We start from the raw sequence: 17,613 nt of genomic DNA on the forward strand, positions 1-17,613 counted from the left end.
CCCTTTCGCGCGTAAAAGTACATAAACGTATCTTGAGCGACACATCCGGACTTCGCCTGTTGCGCGGGGAACGCCCCTGTCGTTGGGAGCATGGTTCCCGTGACGCACATGACCGGCCGTGGACTGACGTTGCCCGTGCTGCTGTCCCGGGGACGGGAACGATCGCCGGGGCCCGCCGCCGGGGTGTTCGGCGGAGTCGTCGCGGCCGGGCTCGGCCTCGGGATCTTCGCGGTCCTCGTGATCGCGATGTGGATCAGCTCGCCCTACCCGGACAGCGGACCGAGCGGTGCGCTGCACACGGCCGCCGCGCTGTGGCTGCTCGCGCACGGCACGGAGATGGTCAGGACGGACACGCTGTCCGGGGTGCCCGCGCCGATGGGCGTGAGCCCGCTGCTGCTCCTGGCGCTGCCGGTGTGGCTGGTGTACCGGGCGGCGCGGGACGCGGCGGAGCCGGAGGAGGCGGAGGGGCCGGGAAACCCGCAGGGGAGCGCGGTGCCGCCGGCTTCCGCCAATGGGGTGTGGGCCGGTGTCGCGCTCGGCTATCTGCTGGTCGGCGCGGCCGCCGCGAGCTACGCGTCCGGCGGTGAACTGCGGCCCTCCTGGATCAGCTGCGTGACCCACCTCGTCCTGGTGGCCTTCGGGGCGGCCGGGGCCGGAGTGTGGGCCGCGCAGGAGCGGCCGGGCGTACCGCTGCTGCCGCCGGCGCTGCGCGGCTCCCTCGAGGTGCTGCCCCGCGTACTCGTACGGGATGTCCTGCCGGTCGCCGCGCGGGCCGCGGCCGCCGGGGCTCTGGTCCTGGCCGCCGGGGGCGCGCTTCTGGTGGCCGGGGCGCTGGTGTGGCACGGAGGCGCGGTGCGGGAGTCGTTCCAGCAGCTGACGGCGGCGTGGACGGGGCGGGTCGGGGTGCTGCTGCTCGGTCTGGCGCTGGTGCCGAACGCCGCGATCTGGGGCGCCGCGTACGCGCTGGGGCCGGGGTTCGTGCTCGGGGCCGGACACACGGTGGGGCCGCTGGGCAGCACGGACGGACCACTGCTGCCGGTCTTCCCGTTGCTGGAGGCGGTGCCCGGCGCCGGCAAGGGGTCGCCGCTGATCTGGTCGGCCGGGGCGGTGCCGGTCGCGGCGGCGGTGACGCTGGCGTGGTTCGTGGTGGTGGCGGGCGAGCGGGCCGGGTGGCGGCGGGGACGCGTGGTGTACGCGGTGGGCGTGGGGGCCGTGCTGTGCGGGGTGGCGCTGGCCGTGCTGGCCGTGGCGTCGGGCGGGGCGCTGGGCGTGGCGACGCTCGCGGCGTTCGGGCCCGTCGGCTGGCTGACCGGGCTTGCCGCGACGGCGTGGACCGCTGTGGTGGGGGTGCCGGTGGCGCTGGTGGCGGGATGGTGGCGCGGGCGGGGGTCCAGGACGCGGCTTCAGCTGACGGCATCGGGATCGGCGACGGCATCGGGATCAGCGTCGGGATCGGTGACGACGGCATCGGGATCGGCGTCGGCGTCGGCGTCGGTGTCGGGCAAGAAGCGGCGTCGGTCCATCGTCGCACCGGAGCCCGAACTCGCCGACGACCCGGACGACTTCGATCCCTACGACCTCTTCGAGGGGAGATCGGGCGTGGCCCCCTGGGCGCTCCTGAAGGAGGAGACGGCAGAGCTGGAGCCCTCCGGGCCGCCTGTTCTCCCTGACTCGCCCGCCCTTCCTGCCCCGGCCGCCCGCCCCGTTGCGGCGTCCGACCTGCCTGTCGACCTGCCCGCAGTCCCCGACCCGTGTGATGTGCGTTACGCGGAGGACGCGGAGGACATGGAGGACAAGAAGGATGCGGAGGACGCGGGCGACATGGAGGACGTGAACGACTCCCCGGCCCTGGGCGATCCGCAGGACGCGGCGGACGTGGATGACCCGGCTTACATGGGCGACCCGGACGACCCGGACGACCCGGACGACCCGGGCGACCTGGACGACCGGGATGGCGCGGGCGCCTCGCCGGACCTGCCCGACACGGGCGTGGAGGCCCCGGACGCCCAGAAGGCCCCGAACTCCCCGGACGACCTGCCCGACCCACCGGACGACCTGCCCGACCCGGCTGACGCAGCTGCCCCGGCCGCCCCCGGCGACTCGCACGCCCCGGACGACCTGGGCACCCCGGCTGACCCGAAGGGCCCCGGCGCCCCGGCCGCCCCGAAGAACCCCGGCGCCCCGGCCGCCCCGAAGAACCCCGGCGCCCCGGCCGCCCCGAAGAACCCCGGCGCTCTGGACGCCCCGGATGACCCCGGCGACCTACCGGACCCGACCGCCCCGACGGCCGGTCCGCTCTCCTGACCGGGCCGTTACCGCGTGCCCAGGAGCGGGCGGAGCTGCTTCGGGAGGAGGTCCTCGCAGGACTTGTTCGCCGCGTTGGTCAGGGCGTCCGCGCGGCACTCGTAGTAGTCGCTGTAGACCAGCTTCGCGGTGAACATCGACGCCACCAGGGCCAGCGCCAGCGCACCCGTGACCAGGCCGCTGACCGCGGCTGTCGTCTGCGGCCGTGGCGTGGTCCCGGCGGCCGGCCGTGCGGGCGCGTCCGGGTCCGGGTCCGGGGTGCGGGGCTTCGCGCGCAGGGCGCTGATGCTCCAGTACAGGGCGAGCGCGCCGAGCAGCAGTGCCACGTACGGCCAGGCGAAGAGGGCGAAGAAGAAGCCCCACATGCCCGACAGGAGGGCGTAGCGCGCGCGGCGCTGGGACGGGTCCGTGGGGTCCCAGCGCAGGCCACCGGGTCCACCGTTCTGGCCGGGGCCCTTCCCCTCGGGTCCGCCCTGGCCGCCGCCGGTGCTGCCGGGGCGGTCACCGAACCGGCCGTCCTGGGCGCGGCCCGGCTGGCGGTCGCTCCACTGGCTGCCCCACGAGGAGTGGTCGCCGCCGCCCTCGTCGGGGTCCGAGCCCTCGGGGCGGCGCGGCTGCCAGGGGCGGTCGGGGGCGTCCTCGGGCGGCGGCGCGAACGGGTTGTCCGCCTTGGTCTCCCCGGAGCCCCGGTTCTCCCCGGAGCTCTTGTCCTCGCCGGACTCCCTGGACGGCGACGGCGGCGTGGGTCGGCCTTCGCGGAGCAGGACGGCGCCGGCGGGCAGCGTGAGGCGAAGGCTTCGGTCCGGCATCAGGTGTGCGTCTTCCCCTAGGTCGTCGGTCGGATCACTGGTGCGGGTCGGTTCGTTCGTCACGTCAACGTTCCGTGCCCGCCCGGCGTTCCGCGCCGGGGCTGGGTCTTGCGGGATCTTGCTCGGTCTCTCTGGACGCTGACGCTACCTCCCGGCTCCGCCCCCGTCCCGTGGGGGCCGCCGGGTGTGCCGGTATCGTTGCTGACGGTCGGCCGGTTCGTAGGGTTCCCCGTATGGGCGAGTGCGAAGCCTTCGTAGGAACGTACAAGCCGGAATGTGCAAGCCGGACTGTGCAAGTCGAAGTGCACGAACCGGATGCACAAACCGGATGCACAGGCCGGAATGCACAAGGCCGACCGCGCGAAGAAGCCGCTCTCCGGAGCGCTCCCTGAACGAGAAAGGGCCCCGTCGTGGCCAAGGCCAAGCGCCTCGTCGTGCTGGTCTCAGGATCAGGTACGAATCTGCAGGCACTGCTCGACGCCATCGCGGCCCAGGGGGCGGACGCGTACGGAGCGGAGATCGTCGCCGTCGGCGCGGACCGCGACGGCATCGCCGGCCTGGAGCGCGCCGAGCGCGCCGGGCTCCCGACCTTCGTGTGCCGGGTCAAGGACCACGCCACGCGCGCGGAGTGGGACCGGGCGCTCGCCGAGGCGGTCGCGGCCCACGAGCCGGACCTGGTGGTCTCGGCGGGCTTCATGAAGATCGTGGGCAAGGAGTTCCTCGCCCGTTTCGGCGGCCGGTTCGTGAACACGCACCCGGCCCTGCTGCCCAGTTTTCCCGGTGCTCACGGTGTGCGCGACGCTCTCGCGTACGGCGCCAAGGTCACCGGATGCACCGTTCACTTCGTCGACGACGGCGTCGACACCGGCCCGATCATCGCCCAGGGCGTGGTCGAGATCGTGGAAGCGGACACGGACGACGGTGAGAGCGCTCTGCACGAGCGCATCAAGGAAGTCGAGCGCACGCTGCTCGTCGATGTCGTGGGGCGTCTGGCCCGTAACGGCTTCAGCATCGAGGGACGAAAGGTAGTTATCCCGTGACCGCCGAGAGCAACAAGCGGCCCATTCGCCGGGCGCTGGTCAGCGTCTACGACAAGACCGGTCTGGAGGAGCTGGCGCGCGGGCTCCACGAGGCGGGCGTGGAGCTGGTCTCGACCGGTTCGACCGCCGCGAGGATTGCCGCGGCCGGGGTGCCGGTCACCAGGGTCGAGGACGTCACCGGGTTCCCCGAGTGCCTCGACGGCCGTGTGAAGACGCTGCACCCGAAGGTGCACGCCGGCATCCTCGCCGACCTGCGTCTGGAGGATCACCAGAAGCAGCTCGCCGACCTCGGCGTGAAGCCGTTCGAGCTGGTCGTCGTGAACCTGTACCCGTTCAAGGAGACCGTCGCCTCGGGCGCCACCCCCGACGAGTGCGTCGAGCAGATCGACATCGGCGGCCCCTCCATGGTCCGCGCCGCCGCCAAGAACCACCCGTCGGTCGCCGTGGTCACCAGCCCGCGCCGCTACGCCGATGTCCTCGGCGCGGTCAAGGACGGCGGGTTCGACCTCACCACGCGCAAGCGGCTCGCCGCCGAGGCGTTCCGGCACACGGCCGCGTACGACGTCGCGGTCGCCTCCTGGTTCGCGGCCGACTACGCCGCCGCCGACGACAGCGGCCACCCCGAGTTCCTCGGTGCGACGTACGAGCGCAAGAACGTCCTGCGCTACGGCGAGAACCCGCACCAGGGCGCGGCCCTCTACGTCGACGGCACCGGCGGCCTCGCCGAGGCGGAGCAGCTGCACGGCAAGGAGATGTCGTACAACAACTACACGGACACGGACGCCGCGCGCCGTGCCGCGTACGACCACGACGACCCGTGCGTCGCGATCATCAAGCACGCCAACCCGTGCGGTATCGCCGTCGCGGCGAACGTCGCCGAGGCCCACCGCAAGGCGCACGCCTGCGACCCGGTCTCCGCGTACGGCGGCGTCATCGCGGTCAACCGGCCGGTCACCAAGGAGATGGCGGAGCAGGTCGCCGACATCTTCACCGAGGTCATCGTCGCGCCCGACTACGAGGACGGCGCCCTCGAAGCCCTCACCAAGAAGAAGAACATCCGCGTCCTGCGCGCCCCGAACGGTCCGGCCGCCGCGGTCGAGACGAAGCAGATCGACGGCGGCGCGCTCCTCCAGGTCACCGACCGCCTCCAGGCCGACGGCGACAACCCGGCGTCCTGGACCCTCGCGACCGGTGACGCGCTGTCGCAGGGCGAGCTGGACGAGCTGGCGTTCGCGTGGAAGGCGTGCCGCGCCGTGAAGTCCAACGCGATCCTGCTCGCCAAGGACGGCGCCTCCGTCGGCGTCGGCATGGGCCAGGTCAACCGCGTCGACTCCTGCAAGCTCGCCGTCGAGCGGGCGGGCGAGGAGCGGGCGCGCGGTTCGTTCGCCGCCTCGGACGCGTTCTTCCCGTTCCCCGACGGCCCGCAGATCCTCATCGACGCCGGGGTGAAGGCGATCGTGCAGCCCGGCGGCTCGATCCGGGACGAGCAGGTCGTCGAGGCCGCCAAGAAGGCGGGCGTGACGATGTACTTCACGGGGACGCGCCACTTCTTCCACTAGTCGCGCTCTACGCGAGGAGGGCCCGCCGGTCACCGACCGGCGGGCCCTCCTCGTCGTGGTGTCGGGGTTCAGCCCTTCACATGCACGACGACCACGCTCGCGACCTTGTCGTGCCAGCCCTGCTTGCGGCCGGACTTGTCCCAGAACGGGGAGAGGTAGACGAGGAGCTGGCCGATGCCGCAGGCGAAGATGCCGACCGTCGGGATGACCCAGCGCAGGAAGCTGCCGCCGAGGCCCGGCTTCGCACCCGTCTCCGCCTTCAGGACGCGGATGCCGACGGCCAGCTTGCCCAGGGTGGCGCCGACGAAGGCGATCATCAGCCACTCGTAGAGGAAGACGATGCCCGCCATCACGAGCGACATGGGGATGATCCCGGCGTAGAAGTCCGTGGCGGCGTCCTGGATGCAGCTGTTGAAGGCGGAGGTGTCGGAGGAGTCGCAGTCGGTGAGGGCGCTGATGTAGTCCGACAGCTTCGGAGCCATCAGGATGAGGCTGAGGATCGACAGGGGTACCCCGTCGATCACCCGCGCCGCCAGCCGCCGCCCCATCTGCGCGAGCGGCGGGACACCGGGCGGCATCCCCTGCGGCTGCTGCTGCGGGTAGGACCCGTGGGGCTGGCCCGGGTGCTGCGGGTAGCCGTACCCCTGCGGCGGAATGCCCTGGGGAGCCTGCTGGCCGTACGGAGCCTGCTGACCGTACGGGTACGGCTGCGACGGTTGCTGAGGGTTCGGCGGTTGCTGGCCGTAAGGGTTGTTCGGTTCGCCGTGACTCATGGCGAGATTCCTCCGGGGACGACGTCGGGGACGGCGCGGACCTGCGGAGGAAAAAAACCGAAATACGGCCGCATGCGCGGTGTGCCCCCCTGCCGCTGTCCGCGGCACTGCGCGGATCATGCTCCTTAACAGGACACGGTCCTGTCCAGGGGGCCGACGGGCTGTTGTGCAAGTGCAACTTGGGCGAACCCGGGCCGCCCTGAAACAATGGGCACCATGACCGCCCAGATTCTCGATGGCAAGGCCACCGCAGCCGCGATCAAGTCCGAACTGACCGCCCGCGTGGCGGCCCTGAAGGAGAAGGGGGTCACGCCCGGACTCGGCACCGTCCTCGTCGGCGAGGACCCCGGCAGCCAGAAATACGTGGCAGGAAAGCACCGCGACTGCGCGCAGGTCGGCATCGCCTCCATCCAGCGCGAACTGCCCGCCACGGCGACGCAGGAGGAGATCGAGGCGGTCGTCCGCGAGCTGAACGAGGACCCCGCCTGCACCGGCTACATCGTCCAGCTCCCGCTGCCCAAGGGCATCGACGAGAACCGCATCCTGGAGCTGATGGACCCGGCCAAGGACGCCGACGGCCTGCACCCGATGAACCTGGGCCGCCTCGTCCTGAACGAGCCGGCGCCGCTGCCCTGCACCCCGTTCGGCATCATCACGCTGCTGCGCAAGCACGGCGTCGAGATCAAGGGCGCCGAGGTCGTCGTGGTCGGCCGGGGCGTGACCATCGGCCGTCCGATGCCGCTGCTGCTCACCCGCAAGTCCGAGAACGCGACGGTCACCCAGTGCCACACCGGAACCCGTGACCTCGCCGCCCACCTCCGGCGCGCCGACATCGTCGTGGCCGCCGCGGGCGTCCCGCACCTGATCAGGCCCGAGGACATCAAGCCGGGCGCCGCCGTGCTCGACGTCGGCGTCTCCCGCGACGAGAACGGCAAGATCGTCGGCGACGTGCACCCGGGCGTCACCGAGGTCGCGGGCTGGATCTCCCCGAACCCCGGCGGGGTCGGCCCGATGACCCGGGCCCAGCTCCTCGTCAACGTGGTCGAGGCCGCCGAGCGGAACACCAGCGGTGTTCGCTGACACCTCCCGGGGCGCGAAGAAGCGGGGCACGCGGCGCTTCCCGCTCTGGACGCGCGACACCGCGCGCCCCGAGGGCGGCGGCCGCGCGGCCCCGGGTGACGCCCCCGCCCCCGCCCGTCAGTGGCCGCTGATCAGCGTGCTCGTCCTGGCCGGACTCGGACTGCTGATCACCGCGTTCGACCTGTTCCGCGTCGGCACGATCCTGGTCGGCGTCGCCCTGCTCGGCGGCGCCGCGATGCGCTGGGCGCTGCCGTCCGTCGGCATGCTCGCCGTGCGCTCGCGCTTCACCGACATGATCACGTACGGGCTTCTCGGCCTGGTCATCGTGGTGCTGGCGATGATGGCGCAGCCGAATCCGTGGCTACAGATCCCCTTCCTCCAGGACACGCTGCACTTCACCGTGAGGTGAGCCGCCGCTCGAATGCACCCGTGCGCCCCCGGAGCGGGAACTGACATCCTGGCTACTCGCATCCCACTGGGTAACCGGACGGGAGCCGGGGCCGGAGCGCGGCGCGGGGGATGCACGCACATACGGGGGAACAGGGGGAAGCAATGCCTCGTTGGAAGCCGCTGCCGGACGAACTCGACCCTGAGATCAAGGAGTTCGCCGGCCAGTTGCGCAGGCTTGTGGACCGCAGCGGGCTCGGGACCGCCGCGCTGGCGGACCGCACCGGGTACAGCAAGACCTCGTGGGAGCGGTATCTGAACGGGCGGCTGCTCGCGCCCAAGGGCGCCGTCGTGGCGCTCGCCGAGGTGACCGACACCGATCTTGTCCACCTGAACACGTTGTGGGAGCTCGCGGAGCGTGCCTGGAGCCGCTCCGAGATGCGCCACGACATGACCATGGAGGCGATACGGATATCCCAGGCGCGCGCGGCGCTGGGGGAGTTCGGAGGGTTGACCGCGCCGTCGGGCGGTAAGGGTGGCGGCCGCGATGGTGGTGGCGGTGGCGGTGGCGGTGGCTGGCACGGGAGCGCGACCGCCCCCCGGGCCACCGGTCCCGCGGGTGGAACGGGTGTCACGGGTGTCGCCGGTCCCGCGGGTGTCTCGCCGACCGTGCCACCGCAGCTCTCGGCGCCGCCCGTCGGCCAGTTCGGGCCCGCTGAACCCCTCGCGCCCTCCGCCGCGCCGCCGGCGGGCTCCGGTGGCGGCGCGGGCGGGCGGCGGCTGGCCATGTTCCTCGCGGGGGCCGTCGGCGCGGCGGTCCTCGTGCTCGTCGCCTACTTTGTGACCAGCCGCCTCAGTGGCCAGCAGGAGAGTGCCGAGCCCACGCCGACGCCGACCACCAGTGCGCCCCGGCTGCCCGCGGGCGTGCAGTGCGTGGGCGCAGGCTGCACCGGCAAGGACCCGGAGACCATGGGCTGCGGCGGCGACCTCGCCGACAGCCCCGCCCGGGCCGTCGTCGGCGCGGTCACCGTCGAGGTCCGCTACAGCAAGACGTGCAAGGCGGCCTGGGCACGGATCCAGGGGGCGGCCCCCGGCGACAGCGTGCGGCTCGACGTGGGCACCAAGACGTCGAAGAAGGGCCTGGTCGGCGACGCGGACACGGACGCGTACACGCCGATGGTGGCGGTGGGCTCGGCCGCGGAGGCGAAGGCGTGCGCCACGCTCGCCTCGGGCCAGAAGGGCTGCACCTCGTAGGCGGCCGCGCCGCACGGAAGGACGCGCGGGGCGGCGCGTGGAAGGCCGTGCGGGCCGCCGCGCGAGAAGACGTGCATGACGGCTTCCTTTCGGGGAAGGCGCGACAGTACCCCCACGGGATGGTCACACGGTGACACCCACCGGCGGCCGCCGAAGCCCACCCTTCCGGGCCGGCGGCCGCACCCGTGTCCGGCCCTGTGTCCTGCCCCGGCCCGGCCCACCCTCCGTAGCTCTGTGGGGTGAGCCACATGCACCGGTAGGTCCGGTGGGGGCGGGGCGCGATAGCCTGACGGGCGGATCTCTTGATGCCAAGAGATCGATCAAAAGACCTGCTGTCATACGGAGAACGCCATGACCCGCACTCCCGTGAACGTCACCGTCACCGGCGCCGCCGGCCAGATCGGCTACGCACTGCTCTTCCGCATCGCCTCCGGCCAGCTGCTCGGCGCGGACGTGCCGGTCAAGCTGCGCCTCCTGGAGATCACCCCGGCGCTCAAGGCCGCCGAGGGCACCGCCATGGAGCTCGACGACTGCGCCTTCCCGCTGCTCCAGGGCATCGAGATCACCGATGACCCGAACGTCGCCTTCGACGGCGCCAACGTCGGTCTCCTCGTCGGTGCCCGCCCCCGCACCAAGGGCATGGAGCGCGGTGACCTCCTGGAGGCCAACGGCGGCATCTTCAAGCCCCAGGGCGTGGCCATCAACGACCACGCCGCGGACGACATCAAGGTCCTCGTCGTCGGCAACCCGGCCAACACCAACGCCCTCATCGCCCAGGCCGCCGCGCCGGACGTGCCGGCCGAGCGCTTCACCGCCATGACGCGCCTCGACCACAACCGCGCGCTGACGCAGCTCGCGAAGAAGACGGGCTCGACGGTCGCCGACATCAAGCGCCTGACCATCTGGGGCAACCACTCCGCCACCCAGTACCCCGACATCTTCCACGCCACGATCGGCGGCAAGAACGCCGCCGAGGCCGTGAACGACGAGAAGTGGCTGGCCGACGAGTTCATCCCGACCGTCGCCAAGCGCGGTGCCGCGATCATCGAGGCGCGCGGCGCGTCGTCGGCCGCGTCGGCCGCCAACGCCGCGATCGACCACGTCCACACGTGGGTCAACGGCACGGCCGAGGGCGACTGGACCTCCATGGGTATCCCGTCGGACGGTTCGTACGGCGTGCCCGAGGGCCTGATCTCCTCGTTCCCCGTCACCACCAAGGACGGCACGTACGAGATCGTCCAGGGCCTGGACATCAACGAGTTCTCGCGGGCGCGGATCGACGCGTCCGTCGCGGAGCTGGCGGAGGAGCGCGAGGCCGTGCGTGGCCTCGGGCTGCTCTAGTCCCCGGTCCCCTTCTCCGCACTGCCGCCCGCGGCGGGTCGATCCGACCCGCCGCGGGCGGTTTGTCGTGGGGCCGCCCGGGCCGCAGCCGCCTGCGCGATCCCGCACGGCCGCTCAGGCGCGACCCCGGTAACCGACCCCCACGGCCGCTCAGGCGCGACCCCGGTAACCGACCCGCACGGCCGCTCAGGCGCGACCCCGGTAACCGACCCCCACCGCCACCGTCATGAGCAGCGTCACCGATCCGACGACCCGCAGCGCCACCGACATGCCCGAGGAGAAGTCCTGCCCGGCGCCGCCCAGCACCGTCCCCGTGACCGCCACGCCGAGCGCCGCGCCGAGTTCGCGGGAGGCCGTGCCGAGACCGGAGCCCAGGCCCGCCTGATGAGTGGGGAGGGAGGTCAGGACGCCGATGGTCAGAGCCGGCATGCAGGTGCCCGTGCCGAAGGAGATGACCAGGAGCCACAGGACGTAGACGCCGTACGGGGTGTGCGGCCCGGCCGTCGAGGCGCCGAGCAGGCCGAGGCCGATCAGCGCGAGCCCGGTCGTGACCACCGGGCGCGGTGTCGCCTGCCACCGCACGGCGAACTTCGGGGCCAGCGCCATGCCCACCGTTACGGGCAGGATCGCGATGCCGGTGAGGGCGGGGCCGTACCCCTTGATGCCTTGCAGGTACTGGGAATTGACGAAGAACAGGGCGAACAGTCCGAAGAAGCCCACCGCCGTGCCGAGCGTGGCCGCCCGCAGCCGCGGGGAGCGGAACACACGCGGGTCAAAAAGGGGCGCCGGGGAGCGCAGGGCGTGGGCGGTGAAGGCCGCCGCCAGGAGCACGCCGAGCGCGAAGGCGAGGAGGATACGGGCCGAGCCCCAGCCGTACGCCGGACCCTCGATGATGCCGAAGAGGATCGCGACCAGCGCCGTCGTGACGAGGAGCGTGCCCAGTGGGTCCGGGTTGCCGCGGTCCAGGCGCGGGGTGCGGGGGACGGCCCGCGCGACGGCCAGGGCGAGCAGTGCCGCCAGCGGGACCATCGCCCAGAACAGGGCGCGCCAGGACAGGAACTGGCCCGCGAGGCCGCCGCCCAGGTTGCCGAGCGCGCCGCCGAGGCCCATCGCGAGTGTCCACGCGGTCATGGCCCGGGCGCGGTGCGCCGGGCCCCCGGCCAGGTGGACCAGGATCGACATGGTCGCGGGGGTGATCAGCGCGGCGCCGGTGCCGCAGACCGCGCGGCCCGCGACGAGGACGCCGGGCGCCGTGGCGAGGGCGCTGATGGCGGCGCCCGCGGCGAACAGGGCGAGGCCGGTGAGGAGCGCGCCCTTGCGGCCGTACCGGTCGGCGGCGGCGCCCGCGGGGATCAGCAGACCCGCGAAGGCGATGACGTACGCGTCGACCGTCCACAGGATCTGGGTCGGTGAGGGGTGCAGGGACGACGAGGTCAGCTGCGGGACGAGGAGGTTGATCGCGGCGACCATGCTCTGCGCGACCAGCACGCAGGCGCAGAGCGCGAGCAGGGCGGGGCGCCCCAGGCGGGACGTCTCGGCGGGGGCGGCCGGGGGCGGGGACGCCGTCCGGGCAGGTGCGGGCGGGGACGCGGGCATGGCTCCTCCTGGGAGCTTCACGTGGTGGTGGGGGATGCCCGCCCAACGTAGGGTCGCCCATGGTCTGCTTTCCAGTGCAATGTGTGCAGGGGGTCATTGCGTATGACGCAATCCGGTGCCGGAGCTGGCGCGACGCCGTCGGCGGCGGCCGGGCTCGACCTGAATCTCCTCGTCGCCCTCGACGTACTGCTGGAGGAGGAGAGCGTGCGCGGCGCGGCCCGCCGCCTGCACCTGTCCGAGCCCGCGATGAGCCGCACCCTCGGCCGGGCCCGCAAGGCGCTCGGCGACCCGCTGCTGGTGCGCGCCGGGCGGCAGATGGTGCCGACGCCGTACGCGCTGTCGCTGCGGGCCGAGGTCGGGGCGGTGGTGGAGCGGGCGCGGGCGCTGTTCGCGGCGCGCGGAGCGCAGGATCTGCGGTCCCTGACGCGTACGTTCACGGTGCACGGGAGCGATTCGCTCGCCGCGCTGCTCGGGCCGCCGCTGCTCTCGCGGGCCGCCGCCGAGGCGCCCGGAATCCGGCTGCGGTTCCTCGGCGAGAGCCATCTGGACGCGCCGGTGCTGCGGGAGGGGACCGCCGACCTGGAGGTCGGGGTCATCGACACGGCGGCGCCCGAGGTACGGATCGAGCCGCTGTGCGTGGACCGGATGCTGGCGGCGGTGCGGGCCGGACACCCCTTGCTGGAGGGCGAGTTGACGGCACGCAGGTTCGCCGAGGAGGCGGAGCATCTGACCGTCTCCCGGCGCGGGAAACTGCACGGGCCGGTCGACGAGGCGCTCGCCGGACTCGGGCTGCGACGACGGGTGGTGGGCAGCGTGGGCTCGTTCCCGTCGTCGCTGTTCTTCCTGCGTGAGACGGACCTGGTCGGGCTGGTCGGCTCGTGGTGCCTGCCGATGACCGACGCGCTCGGCCTCGTCACCTTCCCGGTCCCGCTGGACCTGCCGCCGCTGCCCATCGGCCTCGCCTGGCATCCGCGCCACGACGCGGATCCGGCGCACGCGTGGCTGCGGGGGTGCGTACGGGACCTCATGCGGCCCGCAACCTCTGAAGGTCCTCAACTCGGCGACGCCGGCGCCCGGGTGTCGTCCATCATGCAGGAATGATCAAGAAGTCGAGCCGTGAGCTGAACGTCCTCGTCCTGCGGGACACCGACCGCGTCGCCGACTCCGTGCGGGAGGCTCTGCGCACCGCATCCGACGCCGAGCGGCCCGGTCTGGAACGGGCCGCCGCGCTCATCGCCGAGGCCGCCGCCCGCGACGAAGCCGAGCTGCGCGGCGACTGGGTCCGCGCCCGCCTCGCGGCGGCCGGTCACGAGGGCCCCGCCGACTCGGTCCAGGCGATCAAACTCCTGCGCCGCGCCGAGCCGTCCCTGAGCCTGTACGCGGCGGTCCGCCTCGCGAAGGACGCGGTGGGCGACGCCTGACGCGGCCGGGCGGGGTGCCGGGGCCCCGGCGGGGTGCCGTGCGGGCGCCGGGCGGGCACGGGCGGGCACGGGTTCGGCGGGTTCAGTGGCCGAGCCGGGCCACCAGCCAGTCCGCCGTCCCCGGCAGCCACCGCTCCCGCACGTTCCCCAGCAGATGGTCGCCGTCCGGCACCGAGAGGTACTCCCCGTGCGGAGCCTCGGCCGCCAGCCGTCGCCCGTTCTCCACCCCCGGGATCACATCGGCCGCCCCGTCCACGACGAGCAGCGGCACCGCGACGCGCCCCGCCGTGCCCCGCAGGTCGACGCGGGCGAGGAACTCCCGGGCCGCGTCCGCCGACCCGGCTCGCTGCGTCAGCGTCTCCCGGACGAACGGCACCACGTCGTCCCAGCCGGTCAGCCGGTACGGACCGCTGACCGTGGCGGCCGCGCGGACCCGCGGTTCGTGTGCCGCGCTCCGGGCCGCGTGATAACCACCGAGGCTGAGCCCGACGACCCCGACGGGGACCGGGCCGAGCCGCTCGTGCAGCGCGTCCACGACCCGGGCCATGACGTGCTCGTACTCCGCGGTGACCGTGGTCGTCGCCGCCCGGACGCCCTGGCCGGGGCCGTCCATCGTGAACACGGCGCTGCCGCGCGCGAGCAGCGCCTCGGTGATGTCGTGGAACTCCTCCTTGGACGAGTCCAGGCCCGGGACCACGACGACCACCCGCCCCCTCCCGGCGCCGCGCAGCCATCCCGCGTACGCCGCGTCCTCGATCCGTACGGCATCCGGTTCGAGGAGGGTGAGCGCACGGCCCATCGCCGCGTCGGCGCGCGCGGCCGCGTCCGCGGCCGTCGCGCGGTCGGGGTGGGGGAGCAGCACGGCGCAGTGGAACCAGCGGGCGGCCCGGCGGTAGGCCTCCCCGGCGGAGCGGGCCGCGCCCCGCGCCTCGTGCCGTTCGCCGTCGGCCAGGTGCTCGTGTGCCGCGCGCACGAAGGCGGCCGGCCAGCCGTGGAGGTCGGTGAGGGCGCTCGTCACCCGCTCGTACGCGAACGGGTCCACTCCCGCGCCGTACGTCCGCGAACGGTTCTGCTCGATGAAGTCCCCGAGTATGCCCGGGAGTTGGAAGAAAGTGCTCGGCTCGGGCGTCATCGGCATGATGGTTGCGTGGCTCCTTGCGGGGGTTCTGGCCGGTTCCTGGCCGGGGTCCGTCCGGTCCGTGACGCGGCCCGGTTCCGTAGTGCACCGGGTGCGGGGCGAAAGAGTCCAACAACCGGACGCCGGATACGACAACCGATGGTTGTTCCGGGCCCGTTCCTTAAGGTGGGCGCATGAAGTCCGCCGCTGACCTCCGAGGTCTCGATCTCGATCTCGCGCAGGTCCGCGCGTTCGCCGCCGTCGCCGACGAGCGGCACTTCGGCCGGGCCGCGGCCCGGCTGGGTATCACGCAGCAGGCCCTGTCCAAGCGGGTCGCCCGGCTGGAGGCGACGCTGGGGGTGCGACTCCTCGACCGCGGGGCACGCGGGGTCGAACCGACCGGTGACGGCCTGCGCTTCCTGGGCCCCGCCCGGCAGCTCCTCGAAGCGGGCCGGTCCGCCGTCGACGCCGTGCGGGGCGCCCCCGCGAGGCCCCTGCGCATCGACGTCTGGGGGCACCTGTACGCGCCCATGCGCACGGTCGCCGCCATGATCGAGGCCGCGCCGGGGCTCGGCGCCGAACCCGGGGCGGGCCGTGACTACCCGGCCGTCGCGGAGGCGATGGTGCGGGGGGACGACGGGGCCGCCGATGCCGGGTTCGGCCGGGTGCCCGCGCTGCCCGGCGAGGACACAGCCCTGGCGCGCCGGCTCGTCCGGCTGGAACCGGTCGACGCGGTGCTCAGTGCCCGGCATCCGCTGGCCCGCGCCGACGCGCTGCACCCCGCCGAGTTGCGGGACTCCGTGCTGCGTTACCCGGCGGAGACGGCGCGCCTCGACTTCCTCACCCGGTTCGCGGACCGTTTCGGCGTCACGGCGCGTACCGGCGGGCCCAACCTCGGCCTGGAGGTCTTCCTCGCCCATCTGCGGAACGAACCGGGACAGTTCACGCTCTTCCCCGCGGACATGCCGCTGCCCGACGACCCCGGCCTGCGCGTGGTGCCCCTGGTCGGACCCACTCCGCTGTACGCGTGGTCGTTGGTATGGCCCGCCGGTCGCGAACACCCCGGGGTCGCCCAACTTCTGCGTGCGTGCGAGGAGTTGGCGAAGGCCCGGCGCTGGCTGGACCACGACCCGGCGCGCGACTGGCTGCCCGACGCCGACCGGCCCTGAGGGCGGGCCCCTCGGCGGGCGGACCTCGGGCGGCCGAAGGGACCGAGGACAGAACGTCCGTGAGGGGACGTTTCGGCTCTTTCCCCGGCGCGCGCGGTGACGCGGCGCACTTTCGGCCACGGAACCCGCATGCTTTCCGCCCCTCAGGGCAGGGGCATCCGGCATCACGGCAGAGCGCGCCGAGAGGTCATCTGCGGTGCTCGGGGGAGAGAACCGGAACGGAAGGCAAAGCAGGACGTGTCAGTACAACGCACCATCCATGTCGGCGGAGAGTGGCGCGCCGCCGCCTCGGGAGCCACCCGCGAGATCCTCGACCCGGCGGACGCCGAGCCGTTCGCGGTGATCGCCGAGGGCGGTGCCGAGGACGCGGACGCCGCGATAGCCGCCGCGCGGCGCGCCTTCGACGAGGGGCCGTGGCCGAAAACGCCCGTCGCCGAGCGGGCCGCGCTGCTGCGCCGCGTCGCCGACCTCCTCGTCCGCGACCGGGAGAAGATCGGCCTCCTGGAGAGCCGGGACGCGGGCAAGACCGTCGAGGAGGGCCGCGTCGACGTGGACTGCGTCGCCGACGCCTTCCGCTACTTCGCCGACCTCGTGACCGGCGAGGGCGCCGGACGCGTCGTCGACGCGGGCTCCGAGGAGATCCACAGCGTCGTCGTGCACGAGCCGGTCGGCGTCTGCTCGATGATCACGCCGTGGAACTATCCGCTGCTGCAGGCGAGTTGGAAGATCGCCCCGGCGCTCGCCGCGGGCAACACCTTCGTCGTCAAGCCGAGCGAGATCACCCCGCTGACCACGGTCGTGCTGATCGAGCTGCTGGTCGAGGCCGGGCTGCCGGCCGGTGTCGCCAACCTCGTCACGGGCCCCGGCGCCTCGGTCGGCGCACGCCTCGCCGACCACCCCGACGTCGACCTCGTCTCCTTCACCGGCGGCCTGGTCAGCGGCACCAAGGTGGCCCAGGCCGCCGCCGCGGACGTCAAGAAGGTCGCCCTGGAGCTCGGCGGCAAGAACCCGAACGTCGTCTTCGCCGACGCCTGCGAGACCGAGGACGGCTTCGACACCGCCGTCGACCAGGCCCTCAACGCCGCGTTCATCCACAGCGGCCAGGTCTGCTCCGCGGGCGCCCGCCTCATCATCGAGGAGTCCGTACGCGAACGCTTCGTCGCCGAACTCGCCCGCCGCGCCGAGAGGATCCGGCTCGGCCGCGGCACCGAGGACGGCGTGGAGTGCGGCCCGCTCGTCAGTGAGCAGCAGCGCGACAAGACCGAGTCCTACGTCGCGTCCGCCCTCGCCGAGGGCGCCGTGCTGCGGTGCGGCGGCAAGCGGCCGGAGGCGAGCGCGGTGCGGCCCGCCACCGGCTACTTCTACGAGCCGACCGTCCTCGACCAGTGCCACCGCGAGATGCGCGTCGTGCGCGAGGAGACCTTCGGGCCGATCCTCACCGTCGAGACGTTCCGCACCGAGGACGAGGCCGTCGCCCTCGCCAACGACACCGAGTACGGACTGGCCGGCGGCGTGTGGACCGCCGACGCGGGCCGCGCCCGACGGGTCGCCGGGCGGCTGCGCCACGGCACCGTCTGGATCAATGACTTCCACCCCTACCTGCCGCAGGCCGAGTGGGGCGGCTTCGGGAAGAGCGGTGTGGGACGGGAGCTCGGCCCCGCCGGCCTTGCCGAGTACCGCGAGTCCAAGCACATCTACCAGAACCTGGCGCCGAAGCCGGTGCGGTGGTTCGCGGGCTGAGCCCGCCCGGGCGGACCCACGCC

Annotated in this window: 15 protein-coding genes; 11 read left to right on the top strand and 4 right to left on the bottom strand. The window is 73.3% G+C overall.

Annotated elements, in window-relative coordinates:
• The first annotated feature begins 108 nt into the window (after positions 1–108).
• Positions 109–2,304 (top strand): cell division protein PerM, encoded by a 2,196-nt coding sequence (locus ACZ45E_RS31295; protein ID WP_468227315.1) that lies wholly within the window; start codon positions 109–111, stop codon positions 2,302–2,304.
• Positions 2,305–2,312: 8 nt separating this feature from the next.
• Here ACZ45E_RS31295 and ACZ45E_RS31300 read toward each other — a convergent pair whose 3' ends face one another.
• Positions 2,313–3,113, bottom strand: coding sequence for a hypothetical protein (locus ACZ45E_RS31300; RefSeq protein WP_468227317.1), 801 nt, complete (start codon positions 3,111–3,113; stop codon positions 2,313–2,315).
• A 410-nt stretch (positions 3,114–3,523) separates the two neighbouring features.
• On the opposite strand from ACZ45E_RS31300, the gene purN reads away from it, so the two are divergent.
• Together purN and purH are read left to right on the top strand one after the other, a co-directional pair.
• Positions 3,524–4,153 carry a phosphoribosylglycinamide formyltransferase gene (gene purN / locus ACZ45E_RS31305; protein ID WP_468227117.1) on the top strand — a complete coding sequence of 210 codons (630 nt, stop codon included), beginning with the start codon at positions 3,524–3,526 and terminating at the stop codon, positions 4,151–4,153.
• A complete protein-coding gene (gene purH / locus ACZ45E_RS31310; RefSeq protein ID WP_468227120.1) occupies positions 4,150–5,712 on the top strand; it encodes a bifunctional phosphoribosylaminoimidazolecarboxamide formyltransferase/IMP cyclohydrolase in 1,563 nt (520 codons plus the stop codon). The genes purN and purH overlap by 4 nt, the downstream gene beginning before the upstream one ends.
• A gap of 68 nt (positions 5,713–5,780) precedes the next feature.
• On the opposite strand, the gene ACZ45E_RS31315 is transcribed toward purH, so the two are convergent.
• Positions 5,781–6,485 carry an RDD family protein gene (locus ACZ45E_RS31315; RefSeq protein WP_468227123.1) on the bottom strand — a complete coding sequence of 235 codons (705 nt, stop codon included), beginning with the start codon at positions 6,483–6,485 and terminating at the stop codon, positions 5,781–5,783.
• Positions 6,486–6,701: 216 nt separating this feature from the next.
• On the opposite strand from ACZ45E_RS31315, the gene ACZ45E_RS31320 reads away from it, so the two are divergent.
• From ACZ45E_RS31320 to ACZ45E_RS31335, 4 genes are all read left to right on the top strand, one after another.
• Complete coding sequence (locus tag ACZ45E_RS31320; protein WP_468227126.1) at positions 6,702–7,565, top strand: bifunctional methylenetetrahydrofolate dehydrogenase/methenyltetrahydrofolate cyclohydrolase; 864 nt, start codon at positions 6,702–6,704, stop codon at positions 7,563–7,565.
• Positions 7,555–7,974 carry a DUF3017 domain-containing protein gene (locus tag ACZ45E_RS31325; RefSeq protein WP_468227128.1) on the top strand — a complete coding sequence of 140 codons (420 nt, stop codon included), beginning with the start codon at positions 7,555–7,557 and terminating at the stop codon, positions 7,972–7,974. The genes ACZ45E_RS31320 and ACZ45E_RS31325 overlap by 11 nt, the downstream gene beginning before the upstream one ends.
• A 143-nt stretch (positions 7,975–8,117) precedes the next feature.
• Positions 8,118–9,206: an XRE family transcriptional regulator gene (locus ACZ45E_RS31330; RefSeq protein ID WP_468227131.1), complete on the top strand. Its 1,089-nt coding sequence runs from the start codon at positions 8,118–8,120 to the stop codon at positions 9,204–9,206.
• 351 nt (positions 9,207–9,557) lie between these two features.
• A complete protein-coding gene (locus ACZ45E_RS31335; protein ID WP_468227134.1) occupies positions 9,558–10,547 on the top strand; it encodes a malate dehydrogenase in 990 nt (329 codons plus the stop codon).
• A 186-nt stretch (positions 10,548–10,733) separates the two neighbouring features.
• Here the strand turns inward: ACZ45E_RS31335 and ACZ45E_RS31340 are convergent, their stop codons facing one another.
• A complete protein-coding gene (locus ACZ45E_RS31340; protein WP_468227137.1) occupies positions 10,734–12,143 on the bottom strand; it encodes an MFS transporter in 1,410 nt (469 codons plus the stop codon).
• A 102-nt stretch (positions 12,144–12,245) separates the two neighbouring features.
• Here ACZ45E_RS31340 and ACZ45E_RS31345 point away from each other — a divergent pair, with 102 nt between their 5' ends.
• A complete protein-coding gene (locus tag ACZ45E_RS31345) occupies positions 12,246–13,244 on the top strand; it encodes a LysR family transcriptional regulator (protein WP_468227139.1) in 999 nt (332 codons plus the stop codon).
• The gene (locus ACZ45E_RS31350; protein ID WP_468227142.1) at positions 13,241–13,564 is read left to right on the top strand and encodes a hypothetical protein; all 324 of its coding nucleotides are present in this window, start codon (positions 13,241–13,243) and stop codon (positions 13,562–13,564) included. The genes ACZ45E_RS31345 and ACZ45E_RS31350 overlap by 4 nt, the downstream gene beginning before the upstream one ends.
• 82 nt (positions 13,565–13,646) lie before the next feature.
• Here ACZ45E_RS31350 and ACZ45E_RS31355 read toward each other — a convergent pair whose 3' ends face one another.
• Positions 13,647–14,702 (bottom strand): alpha/beta hydrolase family protein, encoded by a 1,056-nt coding sequence (locus ACZ45E_RS31355; RefSeq protein ID WP_468227145.1) that lies wholly within the window; start codon positions 14,700–14,702, stop codon positions 13,647–13,649.
• Between the two features lie 173 nt (positions 14,703–14,875).
• On the opposite strand from ACZ45E_RS31355, the gene ACZ45E_RS31360 reads away from it, so the two are divergent.
• On the top strand, positions 14,876–15,850 hold the full coding sequence (locus ACZ45E_RS31360) for a LysR family transcriptional regulator (RefSeq protein WP_468227148.1): 975 nt from the start codon (positions 14,876–14,878) through the stop codon (positions 15,848–15,850).
• Positions 15,851–15,979: 129 nt separating this feature from the next.
• Entirely contained in the window at positions 15,980–17,590 is a 1,611-nt protein-coding gene (locus ACZ45E_RS31365) for an aldehyde dehydrogenase family protein (protein WP_468227150.1), read from the top strand.
• The last annotated feature ends 23 nt before the right edge of the window (positions 17,591–17,613 follow it).

The organism is Streptomyces sp. NPDC030991, from assembly GCF_055571235.1.

Bases quoted from the DNA above. Each gene is read 5' to 3' on its own strand.
- ACZ45E_RS31300 (WP_468227317.1), bottom strand. From the start codon at position 3,113: ATGCCGGACCGAAGCCTTCGCCTCACGCTGCCCGCCGGCGCCGTCCTG.
- ACZ45E_RS31320 (WP_468227126.1), top strand. From the start codon at position 6,702: ATGACCGCCCAGATTCTCGATGGCAAGGCCACCGCAGCCGCGATCAAG.
- ACZ45E_RS31365 (WP_468227150.1), top strand. From the start codon at position 15,980: ATGCTTTCCGCCCCTCAGGGCAGGGGCATCCGGCATCACGGCAGAGCG.
- ACZ45E_RS31340 (WP_468227137.1), bottom strand. From the start codon at position 12,143: ATGCCCGCGTCCCCGCCCGCACCTGCCCGGACGGCGTCCCCGCCCCCG.
- ACZ45E_RS31355 (WP_468227145.1), bottom strand. From the start codon at position 14,702: ATGCCGATGACGCCCGAGCCGAGCACTTTCTTCCAACTCCCGGGCATA.
- ACZ45E_RS31360 (WP_468227148.1), top strand. From the start codon at position 14,876: ATGAAGTCCGCCGCTGACCTCCGAGGTCTCGATCTCGATCTCGCGCAG.
- ACZ45E_RS31350 (WP_468227142.1), top strand. From the start codon at position 13,241: ATGATCAAGAAGTCGAGCCGTGAGCTGAACGTCCTCGTCCTGCGGGAC.
- ACZ45E_RS31345 (WP_468227139.1), top strand. From the start codon at position 12,246: ATGACGCAATCCGGTGCCGGAGCTGGCGCGACGCCGTCGGCGGCGGCC.
- ACZ45E_RS31330 (WP_468227131.1), top strand. From the start codon at position 8,118: ATGCCTCGTTGGAAGCCGCTGCCGGACGAACTCGACCCTGAGATCAAG.
- ACZ45E_RS31315 (WP_468227123.1), bottom strand. From the start codon at position 6,485: ATGAGTCACGGCGAACCGAACAACCCTTACGGCCAGCAACCGCCGAAC.
- ACZ45E_RS31295 (WP_468227315.1), top strand. From the start codon at position 109: ATGACCGGCCGTGGACTGACGTTGCCCGTGCTGCTGTCCCGGGGACGG.
- ACZ45E_RS31335 (WP_468227134.1), top strand. From the start codon at position 9,558: ATGACCCGCACTCCCGTGAACGTCACCGTCACCGGCGCCGCCGGCCAG.